The following is a 15,458-nucleotide window of genomic DNA, read 5'->3' as shown; positions in this document are numbered from 1 at the left end:
CCAATTCCATCCAACCTGCCATGCCGGTTGCCGGCCAGCGGCCGGCACTACCCGCACCCGCGGGAATTGCCGAATTCGCGTCAACACCTTGACGCGGCCTGCCTATAATGGCCGCCTCGATCAGGGAGTGACGACATGAGCGGTCCGGCACGGCGGAAGCGGTGGGGATGGGCGGCGGTACTGGCAGGAGGCCTGCTGCTGGGCCTGGCCGGCTGCCGCAACGACAGCGGGCAGCTGCCCAAGGCCAGCGGTGAAGCGATCACCACCAAAGCCGAGCAGGTGAAGGAATTCACCCTGCTGCGCGCCTACCCGGACCAGAAGAATGACGGCCTGTCGCTGGCGCTGGAGTTCTCGCGCCCACTGGTCGGCACCCAGGACTTCGACAAGCTGGTGCGCTTCGAAGAGAAGGTCGGCACCGACGACAGCAGCTGGACCCTGTCCGATGACGGCCTGACCCTGCGCTACCCGTTCGTCGAGGCCGGCAAGGAGTTCAGCCTTGTGGTCTCGCCGGACCTGCTCGCCGCCGATGGCAGCCGCCTGGGCAAGGAGTTGAAGCAGAAGGTGTTCAGCGGCGAGCTGAAGCCGGTGGTTGGCTTCGCCTCGCAGGGCAGCGTGCTGCCGGCCAAGGACAGCCGCGGCCTGCCGGTGGTCTCGGTGAACGTGCCGGAGGTCGATGTCGAGTTCCTGCGCGTGCGCGAGAAGGACCTGCCGACCTTCTTCAGCCAGTACCAGCGCGGCGGCCGCCGTGGCAGCTGGGAGCTGAGCAGCGACTACGAGCGCAGCCCGATCAACAAGCTGGCCGAGCCGGTCTACGTCAACCGCTTCATCCTGGGCGGCAAGAAGAACGAGCGGGTGCTGACCTACCTGCCGACACAGGACATCAAGGAACTGCAGGAGCCGGGCCTGTACTTCGCCCTGCTCAAGCGCACCGGTGACTACGAGGGCGAGTTCGATACCGCGTTCTTCTCGGTCAGCGACATCGGCCTGCATACCCGTGCCTACAAGGACAAGCTGTTCGTGCATACCGCCGGCCTCAAGGACGGCGCGCCGTTGAAGGGCATCGACCTGCGCGTGCTCGACGCCAAGGGCGAGGTGGTGCTCAAGGGCAGCACCGATGGCAATGGCAATGCGCTGCTGAACTACACCCTGGATGCCACCCACGTGCTGGTCGCCAGCAGTGGCAAGGACACCAGCTTCCTGCCGTTCAACCAGCCGGCGCTGGACCTGAGCGAATTCGCCGTGGCCGGCCGCGACAACGCCTGGTTCGATGTCTATGCCTGGTCCGGGCGCGACCTGTACCGCCCGGGCGAGACCGTGCGCCTGTCCGCCCTGCTGCGCGACAACGACGGCAAGCCGGTGAAGGCACAGCCGGTGTTCCTGCGCCTGAAGCAGCCTGACGGCAAGACCTTCCGCGAGACCCGCCTGCAGCCGGGCGACCAGGGCTACATCAACTTCGAGCAGGTCATTCCCGCCGAGGCGCCGACCGGGCGCTGGCAGGTCGAGTTCCGCACCGACCCTGCCAGCAAGGAAGCGATCCAGGGCATGACCCTGCGCATCGAGGAGTTCCTGCCCGAGCGCATGAAGCTGGACCTGGACAGCGCGCAGAAGACGCTGAAGCCGGGCGAGGATCTGCGCCTGCAGGCCAATGGTGCCTACCTGTATGGTGCGCCGGCCGATGGCAACCGCTTCACCGCACGCATGGCGGTCGCCGCCGAACAGAAGCCGGTGGAGGGGCTGCCAGGCTATTTCTTTGGTGACCCGACCCTGCAGCTGCCGCGCGAGGCCAAGGACGTGATCGACACCACGCTGCCGGGCAATGGCCAGCTGCGTGAGGATGTGGCGTTGCCGGAAGAGGCAGCCAAGGCCAAGGCACCAATCGCCGTGGTGCTGTCCGGCAGCCTGTATGAAACCGGTGGCCGAACGGTCACCCGTACCCTGAAGCGGGTGATGTGGCCGGCCAACGCCCTGGTCGGTGTACGCCCGCTGTTCAACCCCGAGGACGGTGCCGATTCCAACGGCAATGCGCGCTTCGAGCTGATGCGCGTGGATGCCGCCGGCACGCCGCAGCCGGCCAAGGGCCTGAAGATCACCCTGGTGCGCGAACTGCGCGACTACCACTGGACCTTCAACGACAACCGCTGGGACTACGATTTCACCCGCCGCTTCGAGAACAAGGAAACGCGCACCGTCGATGCCGGCAGCAGCGCGGTCGCCTTCGATTTCCCGGTGGAGTGGGGCGAGTACCGGGTGGACGTGTTCGATCCGTCCACCGGCCTGACCAGCCGTTACCCGTTCCGCGCCGGCTGGAGCTGGGGTGATGACAACCGCGGCCTAGACGCGCGTCCTGACAAGGTCAAGCTGGGCCTGGACAAGACCGGCTACAAGGCCGGTGACACCCTGGAAGTGACGGTGACCCCGCCGCACGCCGGCAAGGGCATCCTGATGGTCGAGACCGACCGCATGCTGTACGTGCAGGACATCGAGGCCAAGCCGGGTTCGACCTTCAGGATCCCGGTCACCGCTGACTGGGAGCGCCACGACGTCTACATCACCGCGCTGGTGTTCCGTGGCGGCAGTGCGCCGAGCAAGATCACCCCGGCCCGTGCCGTGGGCGTGGTGCACGTGCCGATGGACCGCAAGGGCCGCACCGTGGCTGTCGGCCTGGCAGCGCCCAAGCAGATGCGACCGGAACAGGACCTGCCGGTGACGGTCAGCGCACCGCAGCTGGCCGGCAAGGTGGCGCACGTCACCGTCTCGGCGGTGGACGTGGGCATCCTCAACATCACCCGTTTCCCGGTGCCCGACGCCGGTGCGCACTTCTTCGCCCAGCGTCGCCTCGGCATCGATGCCTACGACATCTACAGCCGGGTGATCGAGAGCTTTGACGGCGGTGCCGGCAAGCTGAAGTTCGGTGGCGACATGGCGCTGCAGGCGTTGCCACAGGCCAAGCGCCCGACTGCGCGCGTGCAGACCGTGGACCTGTTCTCCGGCCCGGTGCAGCTCGATGCCAAGGGCATCGCCCGCATCCGCCTGAAGGTGCCGGACTTCAACGGCACCCTGCGCGTATCGGCGCTGGTCTACAGCGATGACCAGTACGGCAAGCGCGACGTGGAAACCGTGGTGCGCGCGCCGATCCTGGCCGAAGCCAGCATGCCGCGCGTGCTGGCCCCGGGCGACCGCAGCACCGTGACCCTGGACGTGCAGAACTTCACCGGCAAGCCGGGCCAGTTCAACGTGAAGGTGGAAAGCGAGGGGCCGTTGAACCTGGGTGAGGGCAGCCGCAGCGTGCAGTTGAATGCCGATGCCAAGACCACGCTGAGCTTCCCCTTGTCGGCACGCGAAGGCCACAGCGTGGCCAAGGTGCGGGTGCGGGTGGACGGCAACGGCTTCAAGGCCGATCGCCGCTACGACCTGCCGGTGCGTGCGGCATGGCCACAGGTGCTGCGTTCGCAGGTACGCACGCTGGATCCGTTGGCCGCGGTCAGCCTCGACAACAGCCTGACCGAGGGCCTGATGTCCGAGTCGGTGAACGCACGGCTGCTGGTCAGCCCGCTGCCGCCGATTCCGTTCGCCAGCGCGCTGCAGGGCGCGTTGAACTACCCGTACGGCTGTGCCGAGCAGACCACCAGCAAGGGCTACGCCGCGCTGATCCTGGACCAGGCGACGTCGTCGATGCTCGGTGCCGACGGTCTGGATGCCAAGACCCGTCGCGAGCGCATGGAAGGTGCGTTTGGCCGCCTGGCGTCGATGCAGGTGGCCAACGGCAACTTCTCGATGTGGGGTGACGACGGCTACGTGAATCCGTGGCTGACCCCGTACATCACCGAGTTCCTGCTTGATGCCAAGGACGCCGGCTTCGCCGTGCCCGACAACGTGCTGCAGAAGGCGCTCAACCGGCTCAGCGAGGATCTTCTGTCCGGCGGCAACCAGTTCTACGGCCAGGATGACCGCGAGAAGCTGAAGTTCGCCAACCAGGCGTATTCGGGCTACGTGCTGGCCCGGGTCAACCGTGCGCCGCTGGGTACCCTGCGCACGCTGTACGACAACGAGCGCAGCAAGGCGGTCGGTGGCCTGTCGCTGGTCCACCTGGGCGTGGCGCTGTCGCTGCAGGGAGACGCCAAGCGCGGCCAGGCGGCACTGGCGGCGGCGTTCGCCAAGTCCAGCAGCGAACGCCCGTCGTACTTCGGCGACTACGGCAGCGCCATCCGCGATGACGCGCTGATGATCGCGCTGACCCACGAAAACAAGCTGGCCAAGCCGGCCTGGGACGCGCGTGCGGTCGATCTGGGCCGTGGCCTGGATGCGCGACGCAACGCCGGCTGGATGTGGCTGAGCACGCAGGAACAGGTGGCGATTGCCCGCCTCGGCAAGGCGCTTGCTGCCAACCAGAAGGCGCTGGTGGCCGGTGAACTGGTGATTGGCGGCAACACCGAAGCCATCGGCGAGCGCAAACTGTTCGGCCGCAACTTCAGCGCCAGTGAGCTGGCCAGTGGCGTGCGCTTCACTCCGCAGGGCCAGCCGCCGATGTTCGCCAGCATCGACGTGGCTGGCATCCCGCGCAGCGCACCGGCACCGGACAACAGCGTGCTGGGCGTCGAGCGCAGCTACTACGGCACCGATGGCAAGCCGTGGTCGCCGCGCCCGCTGAAGGAAGGCGAAGCACTGATCGTGCGCGTCACCGTCACCGCTGACACCACGATGCCGGATGCACTGCTGACCGACCTGCTGCCGGCGGGCCTGGAGATCGAGAACTTCAACCTGGGCGATGCCAAGCAGTGGGCCGACGTGGTGGTCGATGGCATCACCATCAGCGATCGCGGTGAAGCGGCCGATACCAAGCACGAAGAGTTCCGCGACGACCGCTACGTGGCCGCGCTGAAGCTCTCGCGTGGCAGCAAGGCCAACGTGTTCTACCTGGTCCGCGCGGTGACCCCGGGAACCTACTCGGTGCCGCCGCCGCTGGTGGAGGACATGTACCGGCCGCAGCTGCGTGGCGTTGGCCGCAGCAACCCGACCACGATCACGGTGGTACAGCCGTGACCGCGCGGACGGGCCGCGACGGCGCGGCCCGTCCTGATGGCAATTCGCAATGAAAGACGCAATGAAGACCCGGCTGGCGGCCCTGCGCCGCCGGCTGCGGCCGCTGTGGCCGTGGTTGCGCTGGGGTACGGCCGCCACGCTGGCGCTGCTGCTGGTGCTGGATTTCGCCTTCCCGCCGCCGCTGCCGAAGCAGCGTGATACCAGCACCCTGGTAGTGGCCGCCGACGGCACGCCGCTGCGTGCATTCGCCGATGCCGAGGGCGTGTGGCGCTATCCGGCTTCGATCGACAGCGTCTCGCCGTTGTACCTGCAGGCGTTGCTGACCTACGAAGACCGCTGGTTCTGGCGCCACCCGGGCATCAACCCGCTGGCGATCCTGCGTGCCAGCGGCCAGCTGCTGCGCGGCGGTCGCATCGTTTCCGGTGGCTCGACCCTGACCATGCAGGTCGCACGCATCCTCGATCCGCATACGCGCACGCCCTGGGGAAAACTCAAGCAGATGCTGCGCGCGGTGCAGCTGGAAGTGCATCTGAGCAAGCAGCAGATTCTGGCCCTGTATCTGGAGCGTGCGCCTTACGGCGGCACCATCGAGGGCGTGGAAGCGGCCAGCTGGGCCTACCTGGGCAAGCCGGCGGCGCAGCTGTCCCATGCCGAGGCCGCGTTGCTGGCGGTGCTGCCGCAGGCGCCGAGCCGGCTGCGTCCGGACCGGCATCCGGAAGCGGCACAGAAGGCGCGTGACAAGGTGCTGTCACGCATGGCCGAACTGGGTGCGTGGACAGCGGAAGAAGTGGAAGATGCGCGCGTCGAAAACGTAGTGGCGCGCTCGCTGCGGCCGCCACTGCACGCCGCCTTGCTGGCGCAGCGCCTGCACTCGGCGCATCCGGGCCTGGCACGCATCCAGAGCAGCATCGACATCGGCCTGCAGCGCACGCTGGAAGAACGCGTGGCCAGCTATTTCTCGACGCTGCCCGAGCGCACCTCGGCCGCCCTGCTGGTGGTCGACAACCAGACCCTGCAGGCACGCGCCTATGTGGGCACGCTGGCGTTCGGTGATCGCCAGCGGCTTGGCCACGTGGACATGGTGCAGGCGTGGCGCTCGCCGGGCTCCACCCTCAAGCCGTTCCTGTATGCGATGGCACTGGACGATGGCCTGATCCATTCGGAAAGCCTGCTGGTCGACGCGCCGCAGAGTTTCGGCAGCTACCGCCCCGGCAACTTCGACATGGCCTTCAATGGGCCGATCGGTGCCTCCAGCGCGTTGCGCCTGTCGCTCAACGTGCCCTCGGTGGATCTGCTGCAGCGGGTCGGGGCCGCGCGCTTCGCTGCACGCTTGTCTCACTCCGGCATCCAGCTGCGCTTCCCGCCGGGCAGCACGCCCAACCTGTCGCTGATCCTGGGCGGCACTGGCGCGCGGCTGGAAGACCTGGTCGGCGCGTTCGCTGCGCTCAACCGCAACGGCATCGCCGGCCGCGTGCGTTACACCGACGACGAGCCGATGATCGAGCGGCGCTTGGCCTCGCCAGGCGCCAGCTGGATCGTGCGCGAGATGCTGGAGTCGAACCCGCGCCCGGGGTACAGCGTTGGTACGTTCGATGTCGGTGGCCGCCCGCGCGTGGCGTGGAAGACCGGCACCAGTTACGGGTACCGCGATGCGTGGGCGATCGGCAGTACCCGCCACTACACCGTGGGCGTGTGGGTGGGGCGGCCAGATGGCACGCCGTTGCCGGGCCAGTACGGCGCGGTCACTGCGCTGCCGCTGATGTTTGAAGTGGTGGACAGCCTGCCGCGACAGCGCGGTGACTCGGCCGCTGCGCCGATGCCGGCCAGCGTCAGCCAGGAAGATGTCTGCTGGCCCACCGGTGAACGTGCCGAGGGTCTGCCTGCGGCACTGTGCCAGCGGCTGATGCCCGCCTATCTACTGGAAGGGGCGGCACCACCGACCTTCCCCGAACGCGAAGCACGGCGTTGGCAGCCGGGTCGGCAGCGCTACCTTGCCGATGCGCGTACCGGTCTGCGCGTGTCAGCCGATTGCCGCTTGCCGCACGAAGAAGTCGCGCGAGAGATCGCGCGCTGGCCGGCGTTGTTGTCGCCGTGGCTGTCCAAGGCCACGCGCGAAGCCTCGCAGCTGCCGGCGCTGTCGCCGGACTGCCGTGATGATGGCCGCGAGGCCAGCGTCGCGCTGCACATCGACGGGCTCAACGATGGCGCCACGCTGGCGCGCGCGCCGAATTCGGAACATGGCGTACGCCTGCAGCTGCGCGCGCTGGGCAGCGAGCAGACGGTGGACTGGTTGCTGGATGGACGCTGGATCGCACAGACCCGCGGCGCGCAGTTGGTGCAGCGGGAGTTCGCCGAGCCGGGCGCGCACACCCTGACCGCGCTGGCGGCCGATGGCGCGTGGACGCAGGTAAGGTTCAGCGTCCTCCGGTAGGTGCCAACCTTGGTTGGCACGCAATGAATGCGCCCACCAGGGTGGGCATCGACCGGATCATTCCCCGATCCACCCATCCAGCAGGTCGGCGAACTCGTCGGCGTGTTCCTCTTCCTGCGCGAGGATCTCTTCAAGAATGCGCTTGGTGGTGGTATCGCGGTCGCCGATGAAGTTGATCATCTCGCGGTAGCTGTCGATGGCGATGCGTTCGGCCACCAGGTTCTCGCGGACCATGTCGCGCAGGTCGCTGCCTTCCTTGTATTCGGCATGCGAGCGCGCTGTCAGCGTATCCGGGTTGAAGTCCGGCTCGCCGCCGAGCTGGACGATGCGCTCGGCCAGCTTGCCGGCGTGCGCCTGTTCCTGCTGTGCATGCTCGAGGAATTCGGCCTTGACCGCGTCGGCCAGCATGCCCTTGGCCATGAAGTAGTGCCGGTAGTAGCGCAGCACGCACACATACTCGGTAGCCAGGGCGTCGTTGAGCAGTTTGATCACCACCTTGCGGTCGGCGCTGTAGCTGTCGGTGATCGCGCCGTCTTCGATGTTGCGCCGGGCGCGCTCGCGCAGCGTCTCGCGGTCGCTGATGCCGGGAACGTTTGCGGCGGGCTTGCTGGCTTTGGCTGGCTTGCTGGACATGGCTGGCCGTTTCCTTCTGCGGTGGGGAATCAGGTGGGGAGATGCTCCAGCACGTACTCGGCCGAAGACACTTCGAACTGGCCGGGCTGTTCAACCCAGGCCTCTCGGACTACGCCGTCGTCGACATACAGGGCGAAGCGGCGCGAACGGATGCCCATGCCCGAGGCGCTGGCATCAAGCTCCAAACCCAGGGCGCGCGTCAGCTCGGCGTTGCCGTCGGACAGCATCAGCAGGCCGTCGGGCACGCTCTGGTCGGCGGCCCAGGCCTTCATCACGAACGGGTCGTTGACGGCCATGCAGTAGACGTCAATGCCGCGCTGGCGGAATGCCTGGAATTTCTCGACATAGCCGGGTAGGTGGCGCGCCGAGCAGGTTGGGGTGAACGCGCCGGGCACGGCGAACAGCACCACCTTGCGCGCATCGAACAGCGAATGCGTATCGAGTGTTTCGATGCCCTCGCGGATGCGCTTGAGGGTCACTTCCGGAATGCGGTCGCCGACATGGATGGTCATGGGGAACTCCTTGCTGGGGCAGGCTAGTGGGCCGGATGGGACAGGGACGTCAAGACATTGGAAACCCGGTGTGCAGGCCCCATCTTCAGGCGTTGTGGCAGGGGCTTCCAGCCACAGCGTGGGGCATGAGGATGGCAGCCGCATTGCGCAGGATCAGTCGGCCTCACCGGGGCCGCACGAGGGGCGGCGTAGCATCGCCGGCGCGTAGAATGAACCCGGGGCGGCGCCACCGGCGCGGCCGAAGCAGATCGAGGTAGCTGGATGGAATTCAAGGATTACTATGCCACCCTGGGGGTGGAACCGAGCGCGGGCGAGGCGGAGATCAAGACCGCCTATCGTCGGCTGGCACGCAAGTACCACCCGGACGTCAGCAAGGAGGCCGGGGCCGAAGACAAGTTCAAGGCGGTCAACGAGGCCTACGAGGCGCTGCGCGACCCGGAGAAGCGCGCTGCCTACGACCAGCTGCGCGCACAGGGCTACCGCCCTGGCGAGGAATTCAACGTGCCGCCGAACTACGGCGGTGCCGGTGGCTTCAACTTCGAGGAAGTGTTTGGCGGCGGTGGCCCCAATGGCGGCTTCAGCGACTTCTTCGAGAGCCTGTTCGCGCGCCAGCGTGGCGGTGGCGGCGCTGGTCCGGGTCCGGGCTTCAGCAGCCAGGGCCACGCCCCCAACCGCGACACCCGCGCCAAGCTGTCGGTACCGCTGGAAGCGGCCTACAGCGGCGACAGCCTGCGCATCACCGTCAACGGCAAGCAGCTGGACGTGCGCGTGCCCAAGGGCATCCGTCCGGGCCAGGTGATCCGCCTGGCAGGGCAGGGCAACCATGGCGGCAACCTGCTGCTGGAAGTGGAATACGCCGCCCACCCGCAGTTCGAGGTCGACGGCCGCAACATCCTCTATACGCTGCCGCTCACGCCGTGGCAGGCCGCGCTGGGCACCAGCATCAGCGTGCCGACCCTGGGCGGTGCGGTGGAGCTGAAGATTCCGGCCGATTCCGATGCCGGCCGCAAGCTGCGCCTGCGCGGGCGTGGCCTGCCGGGCAACCCGGATGGCGACCAGATCGTCGAGATCGAGATCGTGGCCCCTGCCGCGACCGACGAGGCGCAGAAGAAGGCCTACCGCAATCTGGCCAAGGCGTTCGGCGAGACGATCTGAGGCTTTGGTTATGTGGAGTCGAGCATGGCTCGACTCTACAAAAGCGTGCCAACCAAGGTTGGCACCTACCAGACAAGAGCGTGCCGACCAGGGGTGGCACCCATCCGCGCGCGGCTCAGCCCTGCCCGGCGAACACCCGCTCCAGCACCTCGGACAGTTCGTCTTCCGAGAACGGCTTGGTGATGTAGGCCTTCGCGCCCTGGCGCATGCCCCACATGCGGTCGGTGTCCTGGTCCTTGGTGGTCACCAGGATCACCGGAATGTGCCGGGTGGCCTCGTCGCGGGCGAGGGTGCGGGTGGCCTGGAAGCCATTGAGGTTGGGCATCACTACGTCCATCAGGACCAGGTCGGGCAGCTCGGCCTTGGCGGTTTCGACCCCGGCGGCGCCATCGGTGGCGGTCAGGATCTGGTGCCCGAGCTTCTCGACGATGCGCTGTATCCCCAACAGCTGCGACGGTGAGTCGTCGACGATCAGAATGCGTGCCATGTTGTTCCCCATGTAATGCCCGCAGTGTAGTGCGGGCACATTACTGGCGGGAGGGCCGCGTCTGCCGTCCGTCGCCTGCCTGCGACGTTCAGTCGATCCGCACCACGGTGCGGCCCAGCGAACCACCGGCCAGCATCCGCTCGAACACGGCGGGAAGACCATCGAGACCGACTTCGGCGGTGCAGATGCGGTCCAGGTGCTGCGGCTTCCAGTCACTGCCCAGCCGCGCCCAGACTTCCTCACGCAGTCCGCGTGGCGCATTGGCCGAAGACACGCCGAGCAGCGAGACGCCGCGCAGGATGAACGGCATCACCGTCATGTCCAGCGTTGGGCTGGCTGCCAGGCCAGCACTGACCACGCTGCCGTAGGGCACGGTCTGCGCCAGCAGGCTGGCCAGCATGTCGCCTCCGGCATTGTCGAGGCCCCCGCCGAAGCGGGCCGACTGCAGCGGGGCGGTATCGGAGAGCGCCTCGCGCGGCAGCACCTCGGCGGCGCCGATGGCGTGCAGGAAGTCGGTCTGGTCAGGCTTGCCGCTGACCGCGTGCACGGCGTAGCCGGCACGGCTGAAGATCGACAGCGCCAGCGCACCGACACCGCCGCTGGCACCGGTGACCGCCAGCGGGCCGAGCTCCGGGGTCTGCCGGTTGTCCTGCATGCGCAGCAGGGCCAGCGCTGCCGTGAAGCCGGCGGTGCCCAGCACCATCGCCTCGCGCGGGGTCAGCCCGGCCGGCTGGGCGATCACCGCGCGGGATTCCAGCCGCACGTACTGGCTGTAGCCGCCGTCACGGGTCTCGCTCAGGCCGCAGCCGGTGGCCAGCACGGCGTCGCCTTCACGCCAGTCCGGATCGGTGCTGGCCACGACGGTGCCGGCCACGTCGATGCCACCCACCAGCGGGAAGCGGCGCAGGATCTTCCCCTTGCCGGTGCCGGCCAGCGCGTCCTTGTAGTTGACCGAGGACCAGTGGGCGCGGATCAGCACCTGGCCGGGGTTGAGGTCGTCGACATTGAGCTGGGCCAGGCCACTGCGGTAGCCAGCGTCGTCGTTTTCGATGCGGAAGGCGGTGAACGGGGTGGTGGGGGCCATCGGCGTTGCCTGACTTCGAGGAAAACGCCACCTTACCCCGTCACCCCCCTTTCGATCCTGCCGATCCGCCCCATCTTGTATGATCGGTAATGGTTTCACGGCTGGCGGTGCGGGAAGGGCCCGCGCCGCAGCCCAAATCTTGATGGAGCGTGCATGGCCTGGAATACACCCGGCGGCAACAAGGGCGGACAAGGCCCCGAGGACAATCGACGCGGGCCCTTCGGGTCGCGCGGCGGTGGCAATGGTGGTGGCTGGGGCGGACTGCCCGGGCCGCTGAAGGACCTGTTCGACGGTGGCATCGTGCGTTGGGTGGTGGCAGCGGTGGTATTGCTGGTGCTGTTCTCCAGCTTCCAGCTGATCGGCGAACAGCAGCGTGGCGTGGTGCTGCGCTTCGGCCAGTTCTCGCGCATCCTGCAGCCCGGCCCGAACTTCAAGCTGCCGTGGCCGATCGAATCGGTCACCAAGGTCAACGCTACTGAGATCAAGACCTTCTCGATCCAGGTGCCGGTGCTGACCCGTGACGAGAACATCGTCAACGTCTCGCTGAACGTCCAGTACCGCATCGACGACCCGCAGCAGTACCTGTTCGGCACCGTTGATGCCAACCAGGTGCTGGAGCAGTCGGCGCAGAGCGCGGTGCGCGAGGAAGTCGGCCGTGCCGACCTCAACGCCGTACTGAACAACCGTGGCCCGCTGGCCGTGGCTGCCGAGGAGCGCCTGCAGGCGCTGCTGAAGGCGTTCAAGACCGGTCTGACCGTGACCGGCCTGACCCTGCAGGACGCCCGTCCGCCGGAGGAAGTGAAGCCGGCCTTCGACGAGGTCAACGGTGCCCAGCAGGTCAAGGAACGCCTGATCAACGAAGCCCAGGCCTACGCCGCCAAGGTCGTGCCGGAAGCCCGAGGCCAGGCCTCGCGTGCCCGTACCACCGCCGAAGGCTACAAGCAGGCCGTGGTGTCCAAGGCCGAGGGTGACGCGCAGCGCTTCAGCCTGTTGCAGGCCCAGTACAAGGACGCCCCGGAAGTGACCCGCAAGCGCCTGTGGCTGGAGACCGTGCAGCAGGTGCTGAGCGAGAACCGCAAGGTGATTGGTGGCGACGGCCGCCAGCTGATCTACGTGCCGATGACCGGCGACACCCGTCCCACCACGTCGGCCCCGGCCGCAGTGGCCAACCCGGACGTGGTGATGCCGTCGCTGCCGGGTGCAGCGGTGGAAGCTTCCCGTGATCCGGGCCGGCCGGTGGGCCGCCCGACCGGGCGACCGAGCGGCCGTGAGGAGGGCAGCCGATGAAGAGTCCTATCTGGATCGCCGTGATCGTGGCGGTGGTGCTGGGCCTGCTCGGCTCGGTGTACGTGGTCCGTGAGGACCAGACCGCCATGGTCCTGAACCTGGGCAAGGTGGTGCGTTCGGACATCAAGCCGGGCCTGCACTTCAAGGTGCCGGTGGTGGAAACGGTGAAGGTCTTCGACCGCCGCTTCCAGGTGCTCGACACCGCGCCGGCGCGCTACTTCACCGCCGAGCAGAAGGACGTCAGCGTCGACTTCTTCGCCATCGGCTACATCTCCAACGTAGGTGACTACTTCCGTGCCACCGGCGGCGATCCGCGCATTGCCAACGCCCGCCTGGCACCGATCATCACCGACTCGCTGCGCAACCAGATCAACTCGCGCACGCTGCAGCAGCTGGTGTCCGGCGACCGCAGCGAGCTGATCGCCGAGCAGCTGAAGGGGATAAACGAAGCGGTGGCCGGCCTCGGCATGCAGATGATCGACCTGCGCATCAAGCAGGTGGACCTGCCGACCGACAGCCAGGTGATCAACGACGTGTACGAGCGCATGCGCGCCCAGCGCAAGCAGGAAGCCGCCAAGCTGCGCGCCGAAGGCGAGGAGCAGTCGCTGACCATCCGCGCCCAGGCCGACCGTGACAGCACCGTGCTGATCGCCGAGGCCGAGCGCGATGCCCAGCGCCTGCGCGGTGAAGGCGATGCCGATGCGGCCCGCATCTACGGCAAGGCCGGCTCGGCCGATCCGTCGTTCTATGCGTTCTACCGCAGCCTGGAGGCCTACCGTGGCTCCATGACCGATGGCAACGGCGTGATCGTGCTCGACAAGAATGACCCGTTCCTGCAGTACCTGAAGAACGACCGCTGAGGTCGCAGGGCAGTACCCCACGGGGCCCGGCCAAATGCCGGGCCCCGTGCTTTTTCCGGAGTCCCCATGAAAGATCTGTTTGCCGCCGTCTGCCTGGTGGCGGTGCTGGAAGGCCTGTTCCTGTTCGTCGCGCCGTTCGCCTGGAAGCGCATGGCCGAGCGCCTGCTGGACCTGCCCAGCCCGGCCCTGCGCAGCTTCGGCGGGCTGGTGCTGCTGGCCGGCCTGAGCCTGCTGTGGTGGGTGCGGCACTGAAGGCACGGCGCGGCCGCCTGCGTTCACATGCGTGACCCGGCTCTGGTGGATGCCAACCTGGGTTGGCATTGCCGGCCAGCGGCCGGCACGACCGGGCGGGGCGGCTGACCGGCCGGTGAAGCCGTCCGTCGGAAAGGTGGCACCCGACCCTGGAAACCCGGATAATGCACAAAAGCCGGACGGGCCTCCCCGTTCGGCTTTTTCTGTGTCTGGGCCTTCCATCGCCGGCCGCTCCCCGTTTGGAGCCGCCCTCCAGGTGCTGGCCAGCCCCGCCACGGTTTACCCGTCCGCGGCCCCGATGGCCGCAACATATGAGGAGCCCGTCATGGGTCAGTCTGTCGTAGTGCTTGGTGCCCAGTGGGGCGATGAAGGCAAGGGCAAGATCGTCGATCTGCTCACTGAGGAAATCGGCGCCGTCGTGCGCTTCCAGGGCGGCCACAATGCCGGCCACACCCTGGTCATCAACGGTAAGAAGACCGTCCTGCACCTGATCCCGTCGGGCATCCTGCGTGACGATGCGCTGTGCCTGATCGGCAACGGCGTGGTGATCTCGCCGGCCGCGCTGCAGAAGGAAATCGCCGAGCTGGAAGCCTCCGGCGTGGAAGTGCGTTCGCGCCTGAAGATCTCCCCGGCCGCGCCGCTGATCATGCCGTACCACATCGCCCTGGACCAGGCGCGCGAGCGCGCTGCCGGTGGCAAGGCAATCGGCACCACCGGCCGTGGCATCGGCCCGGCCTACGAAGACAAGGTGGCGCGCCGCGGCATCCGCATCGCCGACCTGCATTACCCGAAGCAGCTGGAAGAGCTGCTGCGCACCGCGCTGGATTACCACAACTTCGTGCTGACCAAGTATCTGAACACCGATGCGGTCGACTTCCAGAAGACCTTCGACGAAGCGCTGGCCTTCGGCGAATACGTGCAGCCGATGAAGTCCGACGTGGCCGGCATCCTGCACGACCTGCGCAAGCAGGGTAAGCGCGTGCTGTTCGAAGGTGCACAGGGCGCGCTGCTGGACATCGACCACGGCACCTACCCGTATGTCACCAGCTCCAACACCACCGTCGGTGGTGCGCTGGCGGGTGCCGGCGTCGGCGCCGATGCGATCGACTACGTGCTGGGCATCGCCAAGGCCTACGCGACCCGCGTCGGCGGCGGCCCGTTCCCGACCGAACTGGACGATGAAATCGGCCAGGGCATCCGTGACCGCGGCGCCGAGTACGGCGCTTCGACCGGTCGTCCGCGTCGCTGCGGCTGGATGGACATCGTCGCGCTCAAGCGTGCCGTGGCCATCAACGGCATCAGCGGCCTGTGCATCACCAAGCTGGACGTGCTGGACGGCATGGAAAAGCTGAAGGTCTGCATCGCGTACGAATACAACGGCAAGCGCACCGAGTACGCACCGCTGGACGCGCAGGGCTGGGAAGAGTGCACCCCGGTGTACCTGGAGTTCCCGGGCTGGACCGAGAACACTCACGGCATCACCAACTGGGATGACCTGCCGCCGGCCGCACGTGCCTACCTGCGTTCGCTGGAAGAACTGGCCGGTTGCCCGATCAGCATCGTCTCCACCGGCCCGGACCGCGACCACACCATGGTCCTGCAGGATCCGTTCGCCTGAGGTAGCGCCGGGCGCTGCCCGGCGTAGGTGACAGGAAGAGCCCCGCGAAAGCGGGGCTTTTTCGTTTTCGATACTGTGGCGGCACAGCCGGCGGGGAAG

Annotated in this window: 11 protein-coding genes; 7 read left to right on the top strand and 4 right to left on the bottom strand. The window is 67.5% G+C overall.

Going from position 1 to position 15,458, the window contains the following annotated elements; translation table 11 throughout:
• Positions 1 to 135 precede the first annotated feature (135 nt).
• On the top strand, positions 136 to 5,040 hold the full coding sequence (locus HLA98_RS19000; RefSeq protein ID WP_057499876.1) for an alpha-2-macroglobulin family protein: 4,905 nt from the start codon (positions 136 to 138) through the stop codon (positions 5,038 to 5,040).
• A 49-nt stretch (positions 5,041 to 5,089) separates the two neighbouring features.
• Positions 5,090 to 7,471, top strand: a complete 2,382-nt coding sequence (pbpC, locus tag HLA98_RS18995; protein WP_057499875.1) for a penicillin-binding protein 1C — start codon at positions 5,090 to 5,092, stop codon at positions 7,469 to 7,471.
• A 57-nt stretch (positions 7,472 to 7,528) separates the two neighbouring features.
• Here pbpC and HLA98_RS18990 read toward each other — a convergent pair whose 3' ends face one another.
• The gene (locus tag HLA98_RS18990; protein WP_057499874.1) at positions 7,529 to 8,104 is read right to left on the bottom strand and encodes a ferritin-like domain-containing protein; all 576 of its coding nucleotides are present in this window, start codon (positions 8,102 to 8,104) and stop codon (positions 7,529 to 7,531) included.
• 29 nt (positions 8,105 to 8,133) lie between these two features.
• Positions 8,134 to 8,616, bottom strand: coding sequence for a peroxiredoxin (locus HLA98_RS18985; RefSeq protein WP_057499873.1), 483 nt, complete (start codon positions 8,614 to 8,616; stop codon positions 8,134 to 8,136).
• 261 nt (positions 8,617 to 8,877) lie between these two features.
• Here HLA98_RS18985 and HLA98_RS18980 point away from each other — a divergent pair, with 261 nt between their 5' ends.
• On the top strand, positions 8,878 to 9,771 hold the full coding sequence (locus HLA98_RS18980; protein WP_049444715.1) for a DnaJ C-terminal domain-containing protein: 894 nt from the start codon (positions 8,878 to 8,880) through the stop codon (positions 9,769 to 9,771).
• A gap of 115 nt (positions 9,772 to 9,886) precedes the next feature.
• Here HLA98_RS18980 and pilH read toward each other — a convergent pair whose 3' ends face one another.
• A complete protein-coding gene (gene pilH / locus HLA98_RS18975; RefSeq protein WP_005410644.1) occupies positions 9,887 to 10,258 on the bottom strand; it encodes a twitching motility response regulator PilH in 372 nt (123 codons plus the stop codon).
• A gap of 88 nt (positions 10,259 to 10,346) precedes the next feature.
• Positions 10,347 to 11,342, bottom strand: coding sequence for a YhdH/YhfP family quinone oxidoreductase (locus HLA98_RS18970; RefSeq protein WP_057499872.1), 996 nt, complete (start codon positions 11,340 to 11,342; stop codon positions 10,347 to 10,349).
• Positions 11,343 to 11,495: 153 nt separating this feature from the next.
• On the opposite strand from HLA98_RS18970, the gene hflK reads away from it, so the two are divergent.
• The 4 genes from hflK (at position 11,496) to HLA98_RS18950 (ending at position 15,359) form a co-directional block, all read left to right on the top strand.
• Positions 11,496 to 12,629, top strand: a complete 1,134-nt coding sequence (gene hflK, locus HLA98_RS18965) for an FtsH protease activity modulator HflK (protein WP_005418335.1) — start codon at positions 11,496 to 11,498, stop codon at positions 12,627 to 12,629.
• Positions 12,626 to 13,489: a protease modulator HflC gene (hflC, locus tag HLA98_RS18960; RefSeq protein WP_010482785.1), complete on the top strand. Its 864-nt coding sequence runs from the start codon at positions 12,626 to 12,628 to the stop codon at positions 13,487 to 13,489. Before hflK ends, hflC begins: the two co-directional genes overlap by 4 nt.
• A 66-nt stretch (positions 13,490 to 13,555) precedes the next feature.
• Entirely contained in the window at positions 13,556 to 13,741 is a 186-nt protein-coding gene (locus HLA98_RS18955; RefSeq protein WP_005414170.1) for a DUF2065 domain-containing protein, read from the top strand.
• Positions 13,742 to 14,066: 325 nt separating this feature from the next.
• Positions 14,067 to 15,359: an adenylosuccinate synthase gene (locus HLA98_RS18950; protein ID WP_049444708.1), complete on the top strand. Its 1,293-nt coding sequence runs from the start codon at positions 14,067 to 14,069 to the stop codon at positions 15,357 to 15,359.
• Positions 15,360 to 15,458: the final 99 nt, after the last annotated feature.

This window comes from Stenotrophomonas africana, assembly GCF_013004645.1.
GTDB classification, from domain to species: domain Bacteria; phylum Pseudomonadota; class Gammaproteobacteria; order Xanthomonadales; family Xanthomonadaceae; genus Stenotrophomonas; species Stenotrophomonas africana.
The sequence above is the reverse complement of the archived record's forward strand: the minus strand, read 5'-3'. Positions and strand labels throughout refer to the sequence as shown.

Coding starts and splice junctions, on each gene's coding strand:
- HLA98_RS19000 (WP_057499876.1), top strand. CDS start 136: ATGAGCGGTCCGGCACGGCGGAAGCGGTGGGGATGGGCGGCGGTACTG.
- pbpC (WP_057499875.1), top strand. CDS start 5,090: ATGAAAGACGCAATGAAGACCCGGCTGGCGGCCCTGCGCCGCCGGCTG.
- HLA98_RS18990 (WP_057499874.1), bottom strand. CDS start 8,104: ATGTCCAGCAAGCCAGCCAAAGCCAGCAAGCCCGCCGCAAACGTTCCC.
- HLA98_RS18985 (WP_057499873.1), bottom strand. CDS start 8,616: ATGACCATCCATGTCGGCGACCGCATTCCGGAAGTGACCCTCAAGCGC.
- HLA98_RS18980 (WP_049444715.1), top strand. CDS start 8,878: ATGGAATTCAAGGATTACTATGCCACCCTGGGGGTGGAACCGAGCGCG.
- pilH (WP_005410644.1), bottom strand. CDS start 10,258: ATGGCACGCATTCTGATCGTCGACGACTCACCGTCGCAGCTGTTGGGG.
- HLA98_RS18970 (WP_057499872.1), bottom strand. CDS start 11,342: ATGGCCCCCACCACCCCGTTCACCGCCTTCCGCATCGAAAACGACGAC.
- hflK (WP_005418335.1), top strand. CDS start 11,496: ATGGCCTGGAATACACCCGGCGGCAACAAGGGCGGACAAGGCCCCGAG.
- hflC (WP_010482785.1), top strand. CDS start 12,626: ATGAAGAGTCCTATCTGGATCGCCGTGATCGTGGCGGTGGTGCTGGGC.
- HLA98_RS18955 (WP_005414170.1), top strand. CDS start 13,556: ATGAAAGATCTGTTTGCCGCCGTCTGCCTGGTGGCGGTGCTGGAAGGC.
- HLA98_RS18950 (WP_049444708.1), top strand. CDS start 14,067: ATGGGTCAGTCTGTCGTAGTGCTTGGTGCCCAGTGGGGCGATGAAGGC.